This is a genomic window from Nostoc sp. UHCC 0252, assembly GCF_034931145.1.
Taxonomy (GTDB): domain Bacteria; phylum Cyanobacteriota; class Cyanobacteriia; order Cyanobacteriales; family Nostocaceae; genus Nostoc.
The window spans coordinates 1-14,592 of the sequence record NZ_JAYGHE010000064.1 but is presented as its reverse complement, the minus strand read 5'-3'; the positions used below and the strand labels follow the sequence as shown (position 1 = coordinate 14,592).

14 protein-coding genes and 1 pseudogene are annotated in these 14,592 nt (G+C 39.4%); 10 read left to right on the top strand and 5 right to left on the bottom strand.

Annotated features, from left to right (window positions below; translation table 11 throughout):
- Positions 1 to 103: 103 nt before the first annotated feature.
- On the top strand, positions 104 to 3,259 hold the full coding sequence (locus VB732_RS27030; RefSeq protein ID WP_323233959.1) for a plasmid replication protein, CyRepA1 family: 3,156 nt from the start codon (positions 104 to 106) through the stop codon (positions 3,257 to 3,259).
- A 47-nt stretch (positions 3,260 to 3,306) separates the two neighbouring features.
- On the opposite strand, the pseudogene VB732_RS27025 reads toward VB732_RS27030, so the two are convergent.
- A pseudogene (locus tag VB732_RS27025) lies at positions 3,307 to 3,612 on the bottom strand (DUF2470 domain-containing protein).
- Positions 3,613 to 3,890: 278 nt separating this feature from the next.
- Between VB732_RS27025 and VB732_RS27020 the strand changes: the two are divergent.
- The gene (locus VB732_RS27020; RefSeq protein ID WP_323233958.1) at positions 3,891 to 4,646 is read left to right on the top strand and encodes a metallophosphoesterase family protein; all 756 of its coding nucleotides are present in this window, start codon (positions 3,891 to 3,893) and stop codon (positions 4,644 to 4,646) included.
- A 125-nt stretch (positions 4,647 to 4,771) separates the two neighbouring features.
- On the opposite strand, the gene VB732_RS27015 is transcribed toward VB732_RS27020, so the two are convergent.
- Complete coding sequence (locus tag VB732_RS27015; protein WP_323233957.1) at positions 4,772 to 5,635, bottom strand: M48 family metallopeptidase; 864 nt, start codon at positions 5,633 to 5,635, stop codon at positions 4,772 to 4,774.
- A gap of 380 nt (positions 5,636 to 6,015) precedes the next feature.
- Here VB732_RS27015 and VB732_RS27010 point away from each other — a divergent pair, with 380 nt between their 5' ends.
- Entirely contained in the window at positions 6,016 to 6,549 is a 534-nt protein-coding gene (locus VB732_RS27010; RefSeq protein WP_323233956.1) for a DUF4330 domain-containing protein, read from the top strand.
- A 104-nt stretch (positions 6,550 to 6,653) separates the two neighbouring features.
- Here VB732_RS27010 and VB732_RS27005 read toward each other — a convergent pair whose 3' ends face one another.
- Positions 6,654 to 7,646, bottom strand: coding sequence for a metal ABC transporter solute-binding protein, Zn/Mn family (locus VB732_RS27005; RefSeq protein ID WP_323233955.1), 993 nt, complete (start codon positions 7,644 to 7,646; stop codon positions 6,654 to 6,656).
- 626 nt (positions 7,647 to 8,272) lie between these two features.
- On the opposite strand from VB732_RS27005, the gene VB732_RS27000 reads away from it, so the two are divergent.
- The 4 genes from VB732_RS27000 to VB732_RS26985 all read left to right on the top strand — a co-directional run bounded on the left by VB732_RS27000 (position 8,273) and on the right by VB732_RS26985 (position 10,426).
- Positions 8,273 to 8,608 (top strand): hypothetical protein, encoded by a 336-nt coding sequence (locus tag VB732_RS27000; RefSeq protein WP_323233954.1) that lies wholly within the window; start codon positions 8,273 to 8,275, stop codon positions 8,606 to 8,608.
- A 237-nt stretch (positions 8,609 to 8,845) separates the two neighbouring features.
- Positions 8,846 to 9,196 carry a YtxH domain-containing protein gene (locus VB732_RS26995; RefSeq protein WP_323233953.1) on the top strand — a complete coding sequence of 117 codons (351 nt, stop codon included), beginning with the start codon at positions 8,846 to 8,848 and terminating at the stop codon, positions 9,194 to 9,196.
- An 11-nt stretch (positions 9,197 to 9,207) separates the two neighbouring features.
- A complete protein-coding gene (locus tag VB732_RS26990; protein WP_323233952.1) occupies positions 9,208 to 9,747 on the top strand; it encodes a DUF948 domain-containing protein in 540 nt (179 codons plus the stop codon).
- An 88-nt stretch (positions 9,748 to 9,835) separates the two neighbouring features.
- Positions 9,836 to 10,426: a hypothetical protein gene (locus tag VB732_RS26985; protein WP_323233951.1), complete on the top strand. Its 591-nt coding sequence runs from the start codon at positions 9,836 to 9,838 to the stop codon at positions 10,424 to 10,426.
- Between the two features lie 34 nt (positions 10,427 to 10,460).
- Here VB732_RS26985 and VB732_RS26980 read toward each other — a convergent pair whose 3' ends face one another.
- Entirely contained in the window at positions 10,461 to 10,904 is a 444-nt protein-coding gene (locus VB732_RS26980; RefSeq protein ID WP_323233950.1) for a PIN domain-containing protein, read from the bottom strand.
- A 2-nt stretch (positions 10,905 to 10,906) separates the two neighbouring features.
- Complete coding sequence (locus tag VB732_RS26975; RefSeq protein ID WP_323233949.1) at positions 10,907 to 11,224, bottom strand: DUF2281 domain-containing protein; 318 nt, start codon at positions 11,222 to 11,224, stop codon at positions 10,907 to 10,909.
- Between the two features lie 265 nt (positions 11,225 to 11,489).
- Here VB732_RS26975 and VB732_RS26970 point away from each other — a divergent pair, with 265 nt between their 5' ends.
- The 3 genes from VB732_RS26970 to VB732_RS26960 all read left to right on the top strand — a co-directional run bounded on the left by VB732_RS26970 (position 11,490) and on the right by VB732_RS26960 (position 14,558).
- On the top strand, positions 11,490 to 12,299 hold the full coding sequence (locus VB732_RS26970; protein ID WP_323233948.1) for a TPM domain-containing protein: 810 nt from the start codon (positions 11,490 to 11,492) through the stop codon (positions 12,297 to 12,299).
- A gap of 108 nt (positions 12,300 to 12,407) precedes the next feature.
- A complete protein-coding gene (locus VB732_RS26965; protein WP_323233947.1) occupies positions 12,408 to 13,037 on the top strand; it encodes a precorrin-8X methylmutase in 630 nt (209 codons plus the stop codon).
- A gap of 99 nt (positions 13,038 to 13,136) precedes the next feature.
- Positions 13,137 to 14,558: a right-handed parallel beta-helix repeat-containing protein gene (locus VB732_RS26960; RefSeq protein ID WP_323233946.1), complete on the top strand. Its 1,422-nt coding sequence runs from the start codon at positions 13,137 to 13,139 to the stop codon at positions 14,556 to 14,558.
- The last annotated feature ends 34 nt before the right edge of the window (positions 14,559 to 14,592 follow it).

Below are 14,592 nucleotides of genomic sequence, written 5' to 3'. Positions count from 1 at the left end.
AGTAAAAAAAGCATCATAAAAGCCTCGCAATATCTCTTATATAAAAAAAGCAGATGCATGTTAATGTTTTAATCTCAGTTGTCTTTTCTTCCGGTCTTTCCCTATGCATCTGCACTATTTACACCCCCAACACCTTGAGGAATTAGTCAAGAGTAGTGGTATAGACTTACACCTAGTGCAACTCAATTTCAGGTCACTCCAAGGCGTAACCGCTTATGAGTACCTATTGATTTCTGAGCTACTCCCTCGCACCAATACCGGAATGGTGAAAAGTGGATGGTTGCAGCGTTATGCTCATATTACTGAAGGGGGTTGGTGGTGTTCGGGGCTAGACCCTTTAAATAACTGGCAAGTGATGGAATGGGGATGCTTTAAGCCAAACCAACCCCGACAGAATCACAATGGTAAATCTATCAAATACGAGCATCCCCCCAGCACGCCAACGCGGGTATTTTGTTTGCGAGTGACGTTGCAAGTATGGCAGCAAGTTGCTGCACGTTACAATCTGGTCATGCCTGACAATATAACCATTACTGCTGATGGTGAAGCTAGAGACTTTTGGCAATGGGTGATGCAATATAACATTCCCCTCATTCTTTGCGAGGGTGTAAAGAAAGCAGCAACGCTGTTGTCACAAGGATATGCAGCTATTGCTATTCCCGGAATTACCAGTGGTTATCGGGTTGTTAAAGATGAATTTGGCAAAGTTACGCGTCGTCAGTTGATTCCCGACTTAGCAGTTTTTGCAATTACAAAACGTAGCTTTTATATTTGTTTTGATTTTGAAACTCAACCTAAAACAATTGCTGCTGTAAATAATGCTATTTCTCAACTTGGTTGTTTATTCCAGCAAAAAAATTGCTCTGTAAAAGTCATAGAACTCCCAGGGATAGAAAAAGGGGTTGATGAGTTTATGGTTGCAAAAGGTGCAACTAGTTTCGAGAAAATTTATCGCCAAAGTGTTGACTTAGAAATTTATCTTGCTCAAACCAAACCCCATACAGAGTTAACCATTCCTCCTAGTCTCACATTGAATCGCCCTTATATAGGTGAAATTCCTTTTCCAACTTCTGGGTTAGTAGGAGTCAAGTCTGCAAAAGGAACAGGTAAAACTACATCGTTGCAAGCTGTTGTTAAGCAAGCAAAAATTAGAAATCAACCCGTTTTATTAATTACTCACAGAATTCTACTAGGAAGATTTTTGTGTGAAAAAATCGGTATTCAATGGGGAACGCATAAAGAAGATGGGGATAAAAGGATTAATAAAACACTTACCCCTGCTCCTCCTATCCTCCGTTCACTTTCTCCACAGCAATCCCTTGGACTGTGCGTTGATTCCATTTGGAAACTTAATCCTGAAAATTGGCACGGGGCAATAATAATTTTAGATGAAGTAGAGCAATCTTTGTGGCATCTACTAAACAGTAATACTTGTAAATATAAACGTGTAAAAATATTAAAATTATTCCAGCAGCTAATTTCTACAGTTTTAACAACTGGGGGTTCAGTAATTGCCCAAGATGCTGATTTATCAGATGTATCACTTGAATATCTACAGGGATTAGCCGGAATTAAATTAACCCCTTGGGTAGTTCTCAACCAATGGAAGCCTCAACAAGGTTGGGATGTAACTTTTTACGATTCGCCGAACCCAACACCGCTAATTCACCAACTGGAATTAGATTTACTTGCTGGACGTAAATGTTATGTTACTACTGATAGTCGCGCTGGGCGTTATAGTTGTGAAACAATCGAACGTTATCTCAAAGAACGGTTACAAAAATTACGAAGGCAATTTCCCAAAACTTTGGTAGTTAGTAGCCACACTACAAACACACCTGGCCACGAAGCGGTTGATTTTATTGCAGCAATCAATCAAAAAATCTCTGAATATGACGGCGTTTTTGTTACTCCTAGCCTTGGTACAGGAATTAGTATTGATGTCCAACATTTCGACCGAGTTTATGGCATTTTTCAAGGGGTAATTCCTGACTCGGAAGCAAGACAAGCATTAGCAAGAGTGCGGGATGATGTGCCGCGTGTTGTCTGGTGCGCTAAACGAGGTATTGGCTTAATTGGTAGTGGTAGTACAAATTATCGCTTGCTATCTGACTGGTATCAAGAAAATCAAAAAGAAAACTTAGCTTTGCTTAGTCCATTACACAAAATAGATGTGGATTTACCTTTAGTTCATGACCCGATTCATTTGCGAACTTGGGCTAAGTTATCTGCACGGGTAAATGCTTCTATTCGCCTCTATCGTCAATCTATGCAAGATGGTTTGATTGCTGATGGACATCAAATTCAGATGCGGAGTAATGCTGTTCACAATAATATTATTCGAGATTTACGCCTTGCGTTTTTGGCAACTGATGCTGATGATTCAGCTACCCGCAGAAGATTAATTTTAGAAATTGTCAAAGTTCAGAAAGATTGGGCGCAAAGCCGCCAAAAAGCTAAAGATATTAAACGCAAAATTAAAGAGATTAAGCAGCAAAATCAACTATCAGTGGCAACTGCTGTAGCTAATGCTAAAGATATCAATTATGTAGAATATGAGCAGCTATTAGTGAAGCATTCCCTGACTGATGGAGAACGTAACCAAGTCAATAAATATGTTCTCAGACAAAGGTATGGTGTAGAAGTCACTCCTTGCCTGAAGTTGCAAGACGATCAAGGATATTATCGTCAATTGTTAATTCATTATTATCTAACTCATGAGAGCGAGTATTTTCACGTCAGAGATCAGCAAGAATGGCATCAGCAATTGTCTTGGGGTGAAGGGAAAGTTTTTCTACCAGATTTAAAAACTTACACGCTTAAAGTTGAAGCAATGAGAGCTTTGGGAATGCTTCAGTTTCTCGAAGCAGAACGAGAGTTTACTGAGAGTAATCCAGATTTGATAATGCTTAAAAACGTTGTTTTTCAACATAGTAAGCATATTAAAAGGGCGCTTGGTATTAATTTAGTTGGAGATAAAGAGCAGGTTTCGGCGATAAAAATACTCAGCCGACTCTTAAATTTGTTGGGCTTGAAACTAAAGCGGGTAAATGAAGTTTATCAAATCGACCTAGAGACACTTTATGATGGCAGGGAGAAAATATTTCTAGTTTGGCATCAACGGGATGAATTGATGCTGGCTCATGTTAAGAGTATTGGCTATGAGTTGCCTGATTACTCTTCAGACTGGAAGTTTGACATTATTCAAACCAAGCCTGATGCCGCAGTAGTCAAGGAAAAGGTAGCTATCTCTGGGTGACAGCTAACATAAAGCGCAATGGCGGTCTATTCGGGACTTCCAAATTTCTACTTTGCCTTTACCCGCGCCTGCTTCACCATTGCAATAAGAGTTTGATGGGCATCTTCTGCATCCTCTAAAACATGATCAAACTGAATGCGAACTGGTACAGCTTCACCGTTGACTTGTGCTGTTAAATCCATACCTTGGGCATCAATTGACAGCATTTGTGCTGCGATGTCTTCGACGGGCTACGCCTACGCATCCTTCACACCACCAAAAGCTTTAGCATAAATCACTATGGCATCAGCATGATCGTCATTCATGTGTTTGCAGATGCGCGAACTAATATCAGCAGAGAAATCCTTAGACATTGTTGAGGTAAAAAATGAGCAATACGGCAATAGCTTCGATTCTAAGCTGACATGGGTCAAATTTGCCGATTTTATTCTTTAGCATTAAGAACTATGAATCTTATTCTATGTTCATCATAAATATATTTTATTTATTAGAGAATAATCAAGATATTTTATTTTTGGGAGAATAATTAAATTAAAATGCAACTTATTCAGTATTTTTACCTTCTATTACGGAAACCAGACAGCTTAAACTGTAGCAGAAGTATTAGCCAAACTATTGAAGCTAAGAGACAATGAGCGAAACTAGCCCCAGACGAATTGTAATTGGGGATGTGCATGGCCACTATGAAGGTTTGATGACTTTGTTGGAGGCGATCGCCCCCACATCAGACGATCAAATCTATTTTTTGGGAGACTTAATTGATCGCGGGCCTCATAGTTCACAAGTAGTTAATTTTGTCAAGCGACATAACTACGCATGTTTGCTGGGAAATCATGAGCAGATGTTATTAAACATTCTGACTAATGAAAGAACTTCCTCTCCGACAATGCAAGCGTGGTTGTATAGTGGGGGGCAAGCTACCGTAGCCAGTTATCACGAGGCTTCAATCCCTGACGATCACCTGGATTGGTTCAAGAGTTTGCCTACATATCTAGACTTGGGGGATATTTGGTTAACTCATGCTGGTGTTGACCCTTCCAAGTTAGTCACAGAACAAACTGCCGATCAACTCTGTTGGATACGAGAGGAATTTCACAGCATTGAAAAACCCTACTTTCCAGATAAGCTCATTATCATCGGTCACACCATTACTTTTACTCTGCCTGGTGTTTCTCCCGGCAAATTGGCACAAGGGCAGGGATGGCTAGACATAGATACTGGCGCTTATCATCCCCGGAGTGGCTGGTTGACCGCACTAGATGTCACAAATAACCTGGTTTATCAAGTTAATATTTTTAAAAATTATATCCGTGCCCTTCCTTTAGAAGAGGCTGTAATTACCGTTAATCCAGCCAAAATCAAAGTTGATCGCCGCAATAAAAATTAAACAATATTCGAGATCAGGCGAGGGGAAGGATGTGGAAAATGAGGGAGACAAGGAGACTAAGCAATTCCCAATTCCCCAATTCCCATTCCCAATTCCCCATTCCCCATTTCCCATTCCCCATTCCCTCAAGACCTTACTAATGGTCGAATATTAGCTTTATAACTAGCATTATCCAACCCATAATTTGCATTACTAGGTTGGGAGTTGATTGCGCGTCTAAGACCCTCAATGCGATCGCTAGTTCCGGGGTGTGTACTCAAAAATGTCGGAGTAGAACCACCCTTTTTCAGTAGCTTTTGCATAAAAGAAACCATCCCAGACTGGGCATACCCGGCGCGTGTCATGGTTCGTAGCCCTCTTTGATCGGCATCAAATTCATCTTGACGACTGCGAGGACGATTCAAGGCAAGTTCTACACCAATATTCACTGCTGTATTGCGATCTAAACCAGTTGCTGTTGCTAAACCACTAGCGACCGCTTTTTGCCGCATCTGTTTAACCAAGTGTTTCCCGCCAATATGACCAATTTCATGGGCGATGACACTTGCAAGTTCCGCTTCATTGTCTGCGGTTTTCAGTAAACCTGTGTGGACATATACATAGCCTCCCAAAGTTGCAAAGGCATTAATCGCATCATCTTCAACCACTTGAAAGGTAAAGGGAAGCTTGGGGCGATCGCTATTAGCTGCTAACCGCCGACCAATTTGTTCTACATAGCGATTAACTTCAGCATTCCGGTAAAGTTTGACTTGACCCCCCAATATTTGCTGATTAATCTGCTTGCCAATATCAGTTTCCTGGCGATCGGATATATTAGAAAGCTGAAGTACCTGGACTCCCTGCAATATAAGAGGTAAGAAGTCTAAAGCTCTTCCAGGCAAGGGTGTACTCAGACACAAACTCAGGGCGACTACTACCGAAATTAGGGGATAAAACCAGCTACGCCGCCATACACGGTAACTTGCAACAAAACCTTTCCAATTCAACATAATACGCTTTAAAGATTATTTCGGGAGAACATAAAGTGATGGGATAAATTATGAGACGGATTTCAAGTATTCTAAGTTGCATTCTTAACTCAAGAACAAATGAGTTCTGATATAGGTAATACTTAAGCAAATCTACCGAATTGTGAGGGTCTAGAGATTCCCTCTAGAGATAGGCTTAAACACGAGATATTACTTTCTGGGTACATCAATCTTAATGGGCAAAAGTTTGAGGGTTAACGATCGCACGAACTCGTGATAAACTGTCGCATAACCGCAATGCTAGCCACTTTGAGTTATTACCAAATAGGAAAAATCGGCGTTTCCATCAAAAGCGTTCTTGCTACAATCAATTACTTCGCTATTACCTCGGAAAAATTTTTATGGCTATTTTAGATTCAAAAGGTCGCTTGTTTGGCAAAATTAATCTTCTAGATTTAGGTGCTGCCCTAGTAATTCTGCTAGTTATATTTGGCATCTTTGTCTTCCCTGGTACTTCTGGTTCTGTTGCCCAAGTCGGTGCGAAAACAATCCCTATAGAAGTAGACCTAGTAGTTCGTGGTTTAAATGTCCGTGACCCTGAACAATTATTTAACCAAGGTTTAAAAAAAGGTGGGAAGACTAATGTGATTATCCGCAATCAACCTTATGGGCAGATTGAGATTAAATCCGTTCAACAGCTACCCAGAACAGTCAATGTTTTCCAACCTGATGGCACTGTTAAAGAATTACCAGATCCTAAAACCAACAATTTTAGTACAGATTTGCTTTTGACTCTAGATGGCAAAGCCCAGGTAACAGAAAATGGACCTGTTCTAGGTAACAGTAAGGTTAAAATTGGAATGCCATTTGAGTTGGAAGGCTTTAATTACAACTTCAATGCAACTGTTATTGATATTAGATTAAAAGACAAATAGCATTCGCCTTTTCCTCTTCAAAAAAGGGCTGATAAACCGAGTTTTCGTTGATCCAAATAATCTAAAAGAATTCGGTTTATCAGATTCTTTAATGGAATTTATAACTAGTTAGCAGTTTTCGGTTGAAACATTAAATACGTCCCTCCTAACCCTTCTATAATTGTGCGTGTATTGGCAATCATCATTTTCTGATAAGTGTCCGCCTCGCTTCCTGGTTCACCAAGTCCCTCAACGTATAACTTTCTATCAGAAATTTTCACTTCAGCAACTCTTGCTACAGATTGAAGTGAATTCTCGTTACTTGCCGTTTCAGGGAAAATTGTTGAGACTTTAGCCCCTTTAATATTTGTAACTAAATTTCTAACTTGTTTAGGTGTCAAGTTTTGGCTACTATTAATACCTTGTAATCCCCCTGCTAATGGAATACCGTATGCTTTGGCGTAATAACTCAGTGCATTAGAGGTTGTAACTAACTTACGTTTATTGGTCGGAATACTCGTAATTCTTGACTTAATCCAACTATCTAGTTGAGTCAGTTCATTTGTGATTTTTTTGGTGTTGCTCTGATAATTCGCTGCATTACTAGATTCTAATTTTCTCAGATTACTATTAATTACCTCCACCATTCTGATAGTATTCTTAGTATTATGCCAAAGATGAGGATTAATTAAAATCTTGCTATCTTTCTGAAATTTTTCTGGCTTAGATACCGCAAGTTGTCCGACAGCTATTTTCGGCGCAGGATTTTTAGTTGCTTTAATTAATTTGATCAGATTTGGTTCTAAATTATAGCCACTATAGAGAATGAGATTAGCTTGCTCAATGGCTCTACGATCTTCTGGCTTTGGTTTATAAACGCGAGGATTGGCACTAGGTTCAATTAAGCAAGTGAGGTTAACTGTATTCCCAGCAACTTGTTTGGTTAAGTCACATAATATACTTGTCGTTGCTACAACTTGAGGAAGATTCTCATTTACCTGGGCGGTAGTTTCAGTGAATGTAGTTCTTGCAGCTTGATTTCCACACCCAACAAATCCAATTGTCAAAGCAACAAAAATGACTCGTAATAAATTAGCTGATGGTAATTTTTTTGACATCCTCACGTCCTACTGGATATATAGAAAAAATAATCATTATTAGTAACCGATTGCGAAATATTAGGGGGAAAGCCTTCAATGAAGCAAGCCATCGGCTAGGAAAATTGTATAAGGGAGGAGGAATTGATAGACTCTCTCTTTCTCTACTTTCCCTTTCCCCAGCGCACATCCAGCAAGTTTTGCTGATTTAAGCATTGGTAAGATTTTGCAGACAAAATTTTAGTGAACTTCACACGACAAACTGGAAAACTGGTAGAGGCAGTAGCACAATAATAAAGGTGATGCTGGGAAGCCTGCGATCGGGAGTGTAGTGTAGTTCTCTCACCCGATGTTGAAGGGCTATGCCATTATCCTTAGATTCCGCAAAGCTCGCAAATTGACTAGAATGATCAGCTGAAGTAGCGAGTAGTAATGCTGGGGCTTTTTGAGCATACGGGTTGATTTCGCAAACCGAGTCGTGAATCTAAGGCAATTGTAGCTGTGGTTTTGTGAGGTGTGGGCATATAGTTGTTACAAAATTGGCGAATTGGCGATTTTTTGAGTGTGAACCAAAAAATCTAATATCTAAAATTCGTAGTCCAGTACATAGAACAATTCGTCAAAGCTGATATTGGTGAAGATAAACAATGGTAATTTTAGTTATTCTCGTTAATATTGTCATTTCGCTGATACTACTCTATGTGGTTTGGCGAGTGCAGCAACTCAAGCAGCAGCTAACATACATAGCAGATAAGTTAATCATCTATGAAGCTTATACTCATGCAGCATTGAATAAAGCACCCGAAAATATTTATTTCAGCCAGGAGAATATTTATAATTTACGGCAGAAAAATCAAGCGCTACAAATACAAATTCAACAAGTGCGACAAATTATCAGTCTACTTTTACAAGGACAGAAAATCTGGCGGCGTTATTTTTGGAGGCTAGAGTTAATATCCGGGAAAAAAATTGTTGCAAAATGAGTTATGTCAAGTTCACATGAACATTTATAATTAGGGCTGACATGAGGGCAAAAAGATCCGGTAGACCAGGGACACAAGGAGTTTTGAATTATAAATAATTAATGTTTTTAATGTTTAATGAATAAAAGCAACATTTTTGGCTGAGATTTTGTCAGGATAGATTAACTGAATAAAATCAGTCAGCCTTGCAAGGAGAGAAAACCCACCTAAAATAGATTTAAGGAGATAAACAACAATATGTCTAATAACCGTTCTGGAGTATTTTTTGGCGGTTTGATGCTGGGAGCTACCATCGGTGCTTTAACCGGTTTGCTTGTGGCTCCACGTACAGGGCGCGAAACACGTAAAATTTTGAAGAAATCAGCTAATGCTATCCCAGAATTGGCTGAAGATTTATCAACGAGTGTGCAAATCCAAGCAGATCGTCTCTCTGCCGGCGCACTAAAGAACTGGGATGAGACTTTAGATCGATTACGGGAAGCGATCGCAGCAGGTGTAGATGCCACTCAGAAGGAAAGCCAAATCTTAAAGCGGCAAACATCACCTGAAGACTCAGATTATCTTCCCCAGCAATTAGAACGCTCATAAATGACATTATCGTGATTGATCCCCTGTTTTGGTTGGGACTCTCCTTACTTTTAGTCGCCACAAGCTTAACTGCGGTTTTAGTGGCGGCAATACCGGCTTTGCAGGAGTTAGCACGCGCGGCTCGCAGTGCAGAAAAGCTATTCGATACCCTCTCACGGGAGTTACCGCCCACTCTAGAAGCTATCCGTGTGACTGGCTTAGAAATAACTGATTTAACTGATGATGTCAGTGAAGGTGTAAAAAGTGCCAGTCAAGTAGCCAAGCAAGTCGATCAAAGCCTTGATAGTGCAAGAATTCAGGCTCAAAATCTGCAAGTAACTACACGTAGCATCTTTGTTGGTGCGAAAGCTGCTTGGAGAAACTTCACACGCCCAAAACCTCCGAGGCGAAATAGCGATCGCTTGCCAAGCAATGAACAACCACCACTAACGTTGCGAGAACGAGAAGTGCTAAGGCAAGAAAATCGTCGCGTAAAAGCAGAAGTATACCGCGCTAACGAAGGTTACGATGACGTTGCTAACTGGGAAACCAATTTCGATGACGAAGATTGACCAAAAAATGGTATGGCGTATTGCTTATCTTCCTTATGCAATATCAAAACTTGCTATTTTATCAGCTTAAAAAAAGTGAGCTTTGTTTATGGATAAACTTTGGCATTGTATTGATCAATTTGGCAGAACGGGTGAAGCATATTTTAATGAAGCAGTCTTTTTAGGAGAAATGTGCTTGTTCCCAAATTTTTGTCAAGAACCAAGTACATACAAAGTTGTTCGTAAATTTGTAGATACCCTTAATAGCCAATATGATGAATCTTGGGACAGTGGAATAGGTGATTTAAAAGTATTTGCAAAACGTAGCGGATATCGGAGTTTTGATAAAGGCTACATTCGCACCCGTAATGTTGTCAATTTGTGTGAATTTGGCAAATATTTATATCCAGAGGTAGAAAATATACTGGGTACATATTATTGGGATGAATTGGACATTTATCGTCGAGCGGAATGTTTTAGTAAAGATAAATTTGAGAATTTGAGAAATTCTTGGTTTAGGAATCAGCCTAATTTTGAAATTTTCTTTGAGACAATAACAAAAAGATTATTTCTTAAATCTAACTGTGAGATTACTTTTTATTCTCTTGTTAATGACTGGAATGAAAACACAGCCTTTGCACCATATATTTTAATTGGAGATAGCTGTATTTTAACGCTAGTTAAAAAATGGGTGCTGTAAAGTTAATTATAAAGCTATAGGTTTATGCTGCAAATCAAACCCAAGATTCCAGCGAAAAGGTTCTCACCTGTTGAATTCGCAAAAAGTCACTATCACTTGAAACAACAGTTAAATTATTTTGCAGTGCAACAGCAGCTATCCAAATGTCATTTTCATCAAAACCCAAATTAACAATTTTAGTTTTTCGCCACTTGTTTTTATCTTTGGGTGCAAATTGATTGAATAAAGCTGCCTTAATTTGACCGTAAACTGTTGCTGTTTGCTCTGTTATATGGTAAATACGAATATCTTCTAAAAATTCTCTCAAGCGAACTAAATTATTTTCCTTGCGTTGGGATTTTTCCATCATGAATGTCAATTCACCCTGGACAATTACACAAGTGGCAATATTATTTTCTCCAACTTCATTCACACGACGAATAACATTTGGTTCGCCTAAAATAATGGCACTACAATGATTTGTATCGAGTAAATACATTATTAAAATAGGTTTTCGTCATCAAATTTAGCTTGACCACGAGTAGCATATACTGCTTGAAGGCATTCTTCAAAGTCGTTACCTTCCCAAGTGCCAGCGTGTCGAAGGATGGAGCGTCCTGAAGCAGGACGGTATGTAAGTTGCTCTTGATCGCTAGAAGTTTCTGTATAATCGCTTAAAGGGATAGATTCAAGCTTACCTGGTTTCAACTCTTTGTTTGTATAGTTAACCTTAATAGAACGTATCAAATCGAGCGCTTCTATTAGCAACTCTGGCGGTAACGTTTCTATTTCTTGGATTAATAATTCTTTGTTAGTCATCTCTCACCTCTAAATTATTCTCCTTCTATTGTATAGGTAACTCCGTTATAGCTTAGTCAATTTTGAGTATTTTAACTGATTGACAAAATGCACTTTATATTAAAACTCCATTAATGCTACTGTCTAGTCCCCAATTCCCAAAAACGTTTTGCTTTGATCCCTTAGATTAGAGTAAAGTAAACAAGTGTAAAGAACTATCATTTTTCTAGTACTCTTTTAAAACAACTTGTTCACTTCTACCGTTGATATTTATATAAAAACGTCCATGCAATCTTGTTTTTGGCGGCGAATTCTCGTATCTATTGCAGTATTTTTCCTGGCTGGGTCAATTTGGGTCATGCATTCTCCCCCAGCCCTGGCTTATGACAATCCTGACTTACTCCCTAACACCTTTACCCCAGTTGTAGACTTAGCTAAATCTCTGCCTGTGCTGCAAGAAGAAAAGCTGGTCAAAGATTTAGAACAGTTTGAAGCCGATACGGGCTGGAAACTGCGAGTATTGACTCAGTATGACCGCACCCCAGGTCGGGCAGTGATCAAATATTGGGGTTTGGATGACAAAAGCATTTTATTAGTTGCCGATTCTCGTGGTGGTAACATTCTCAGCTTTAGTGTCGGTGATGCTGTTTATGAACTTTTACCCAGAACATTCTGGATAGAACTGCAAACCCGCTTTGGTAATTTGTACTTTGTCCGCGAACAAGGCGAAGACCAAGCTATTTTGCAAGCTTTAGAATCAGTTAAAGGCTGTTTGCTCAAAGGTGGTTGCAACGTTGTTCCCGGACTACCGCGAGAGCAATGGATTCTTACTTTGATTACCTCAGTGATTGGTGGGATAATTTGTGGATTTGCGGCTCAACCCCGTGAGAAAGGACAAATTTTTGCCTGGCAATGGGCTTTAATTTTCTCACCTTTGTGGGGAATCTTATTTATCGCCTTTGGCATTGGGCCAGTAGTGACGCGCACAAATGACTGGCTACCTCTAGTTCGCAATATATCTGGCTTTATGATTGGTGTTTTGGTTGCCTATCTTTCTCCTGTTTTCAGTCGACCTTCTTCCAGTAATGAGTTATGAGTTTTTAATTAACTCCTAACTCTTGTAGAGACGTGATTAATCGCGTCTCTACTCCTAACTCCCTGGAGCTGATAAGCTGAAAGCTAATATTTAAGAAGCTCAACGAAAATGGAATGGCACGTAACTGATGCTCAAAGTTTAGCAATCATCGATAACGAAATTGAAAATCATGTCTTTTCACCCGCAGAATATGAGATCGTGCGTCGAGTAATATACTCTACAGCCGACTTTGAGTATAAGTCTTTGATTCGTTTCTCTGAGCGTGCCTTGCAAGCAGGAGCAGCAGCACTAGCTGCGCGTACCACCATTGTGGTAGATGTTCCGATGGTACAAGTAGGTATTGCATCTGAGATTCAAAACACCTTTGCTAATCCTGTGTATTGCAGCATGGAAGCTTTGACACGACCTCAAAAAGAAAAAACTCGGGCAGCATGGGGAATTGAAACCTTAGCAAAGCGTTATCCAGAGGGCATTTTTGTGGTGGGTCAAGCGCAAACAGCGCTAACAGCACTGGTAGATTTAATTGAAGCTGAGGAAATTAGACCTGCTTTGGTAATTGCGACTCCAGTGGGATTCGTTGATGTTGATGAAGCGAAGGGGCGTTTACAAGACTCCTTAGTGCCCCATATTACAATCGAGAGTCGCAAAGGTAATGCAGTTGTTGCAGCTGCGATCGTTGATGGATTGGTAGATTTGGCTTGGCAAGCCTATGGGCAAGATAGAAGTCGCGGGAATTAGGAAGGTAATCTTATCATAATCTTTATACAAAATAGTAGTTAAAATTAGTGAATATCCTGATATTTTTATTAAGTACTGCTGATAAAGGAGCCTTTTCTTGTGGTAACTCACGGTTTCAGATTAAGCGCCTATCTTGCAATTCCCGTGGTCTTGGGTCTTTTAATTGAAGGAGACAAAATAAAAGTGTCTTCAGTTGAAAACGAAAATGTTCGTCAGGTGTCCACTTACAATGAAGCGATCCTACCCAACCGTGAGCTAATCAGCGCTAAGACGACTCCGAAAACATACTATGTTAGTGGTAATGGAAATGATAAAAATAGCGGAGTTTCTACTTCATCCGCTTTTAGGACAATTCAAAGGGCAGCAGATATAACTAACCCTGGCGATACAGTATTGATTATGAACGGAGTATACACAAATTTACCCCAAGCTGGGAGTGCAGTAAGTATTAAACGTTCTGGAACTGCAAACGCATGGATTAGGTATAAAGCATATCCTGGTCATTTCCCAAAAATTAAACACAATACATGGAATGGTGTTGCAATTTCACATCGAGCTTCATATATCGAGATCAATGGGTTAGAGGTTATAGGAAACAATGACAATATTACTCTTGATTATGCATTAAGTCAGAAGACTAACAGAACAAACAAGCTTACAAACGGAAACTGCATAAATGTTGACGGACGAATCAATGGTCATGTTCGTCACGTTCGTATCTTGAACAACAAAGTACACAAATGCGGAGGAGGAGGGATTGCAGTAATGGAGTCCGATTATGTGACGGTGGATAATAACACTGTGTTCGATAATGCCTGGTATGGTATTTATGGTTCTAGTGGTATTTCAATGTTGCACAATTGGAATTCTGACAATAATCGGGGATACAAAATGTTTGTTACCAACAACAAGGTTTACAACAATCGCATGTACGTCCCTTGGATTGAAGTTGGCAAGATATCAGACGGGAATGGTATTATTATTGATGGTTCAAGAAATGAGCGGCAAGACTCAAAGTTGACTCCCTATATAGGACGTACTTTAGTTCAAAACAATCTTACATTTAATAATGGTGGTTCAGGCATTCATACATATTTAAGCGATCATGTTGATATTGTAAATAATACTGCTGTTTTAAATAATCAGAGTCCAGAAATTAAGGGAGGACAAATATTTGCCCATACGTCATCTGATGTCAGAATTTTAAGGAATATTCTCTATGGTTTTCCTGGAAAGAATATTAATAATAATACTAAAAATAACAACGTTGTTTATGATTATAATATTTACTTGAACAGTTCAAAGATAAGTGTTAAAGGCCGTCACGATATCGTTGCAGATTCTCAGTTTTTAAAAAAATATCCTAGTTTAAATAAAATATCTGGCAACTGGAAATCGCAGCTAGATAAACAAAATCCACCCGCACGGACTTATGTAGAACCTAAGTCGGCGGGTTTCGTTTGTGGTCAAGTGACTTATCGTTTAAATGGGAAGCTCATCAAAGTGGGATGCTCTCGTTAAGAAGGTGTGAGGTATAGACCAGGAAAGATTTATC

What these genes read in the sequence shown, in the direction of transcription:
- VB732_RS26995 (WP_323233953.1), top strand. Translation starts at nt 8,846, where the DNA reads ATGTCTAATAACCGTTCTGGAGTATTTTTTGGCGGTTTGATGCTGGGA.
- VB732_RS27015 (WP_323233957.1), bottom strand. Translation starts at nt 5,635, where the DNA reads ATGTTGAATTGGAAAGGTTTTGTTGCAAGTTACCGTGTATGGCGGCGT.
- VB732_RS27020 (WP_323233958.1), top strand. Translation starts at nt 3,891, where the DNA reads ATGAGCGAAACTAGCCCCAGACGAATTGTAATTGGGGATGTGCATGGC.
- VB732_RS27030 (WP_323233959.1), top strand. Translation starts at nt 104, where the DNA reads ATGCATCTGCACTATTTACACCCCCAACACCTTGAGGAATTAGTCAAG.
- VB732_RS26985 (WP_323233951.1), top strand. Translation starts at nt 9,836, where the DNA reads ATGGATAAACTTTGGCATTGTATTGATCAATTTGGCAGAACGGGTGAA.
- VB732_RS26980 (WP_323233950.1), bottom strand. Translation starts at nt 10,904, where the DNA reads ATGTATTTACTCGATACAAATCATTGTAGTGCCATTATTTTAGGCGAA.
- VB732_RS26975 (WP_323233949.1), bottom strand. Translation starts at nt 11,224, where the DNA reads ATGACTAACAAAGAATTATTAATCCAAGAAATAGAAACGTTACCGCCA.
- VB732_RS27000 (WP_323233954.1), top strand. Translation starts at nt 8,273, where the DNA reads ATGGTAATTTTAGTTATTCTCGTTAATATTGTCATTTCGCTGATACTA.
- VB732_RS26970 (WP_323233948.1), top strand. Translation starts at nt 11,490, where the DNA reads ATGCAATCTTGTTTTTGGCGGCGAATTCTCGTATCTATTGCAGTATTT.
- VB732_RS27005 (WP_323233955.1), bottom strand. Translation starts at nt 7,646, where the DNA reads ATGTCAAAAAAATTACCATCAGCTAATTTATTACGAGTCATTTTTGTT.
- VB732_RS27010 (WP_323233956.1), top strand. Translation starts at nt 6,016, where the DNA reads ATGGCTATTTTAGATTCAAAAGGTCGCTTGTTTGGCAAAATTAATCTT.
- VB732_RS26965 (WP_323233947.1), top strand. Translation starts at nt 12,408, where the DNA reads ATGGAATGGCACGTAACTGATGCTCAAAGTTTAGCAATCATCGATAAC.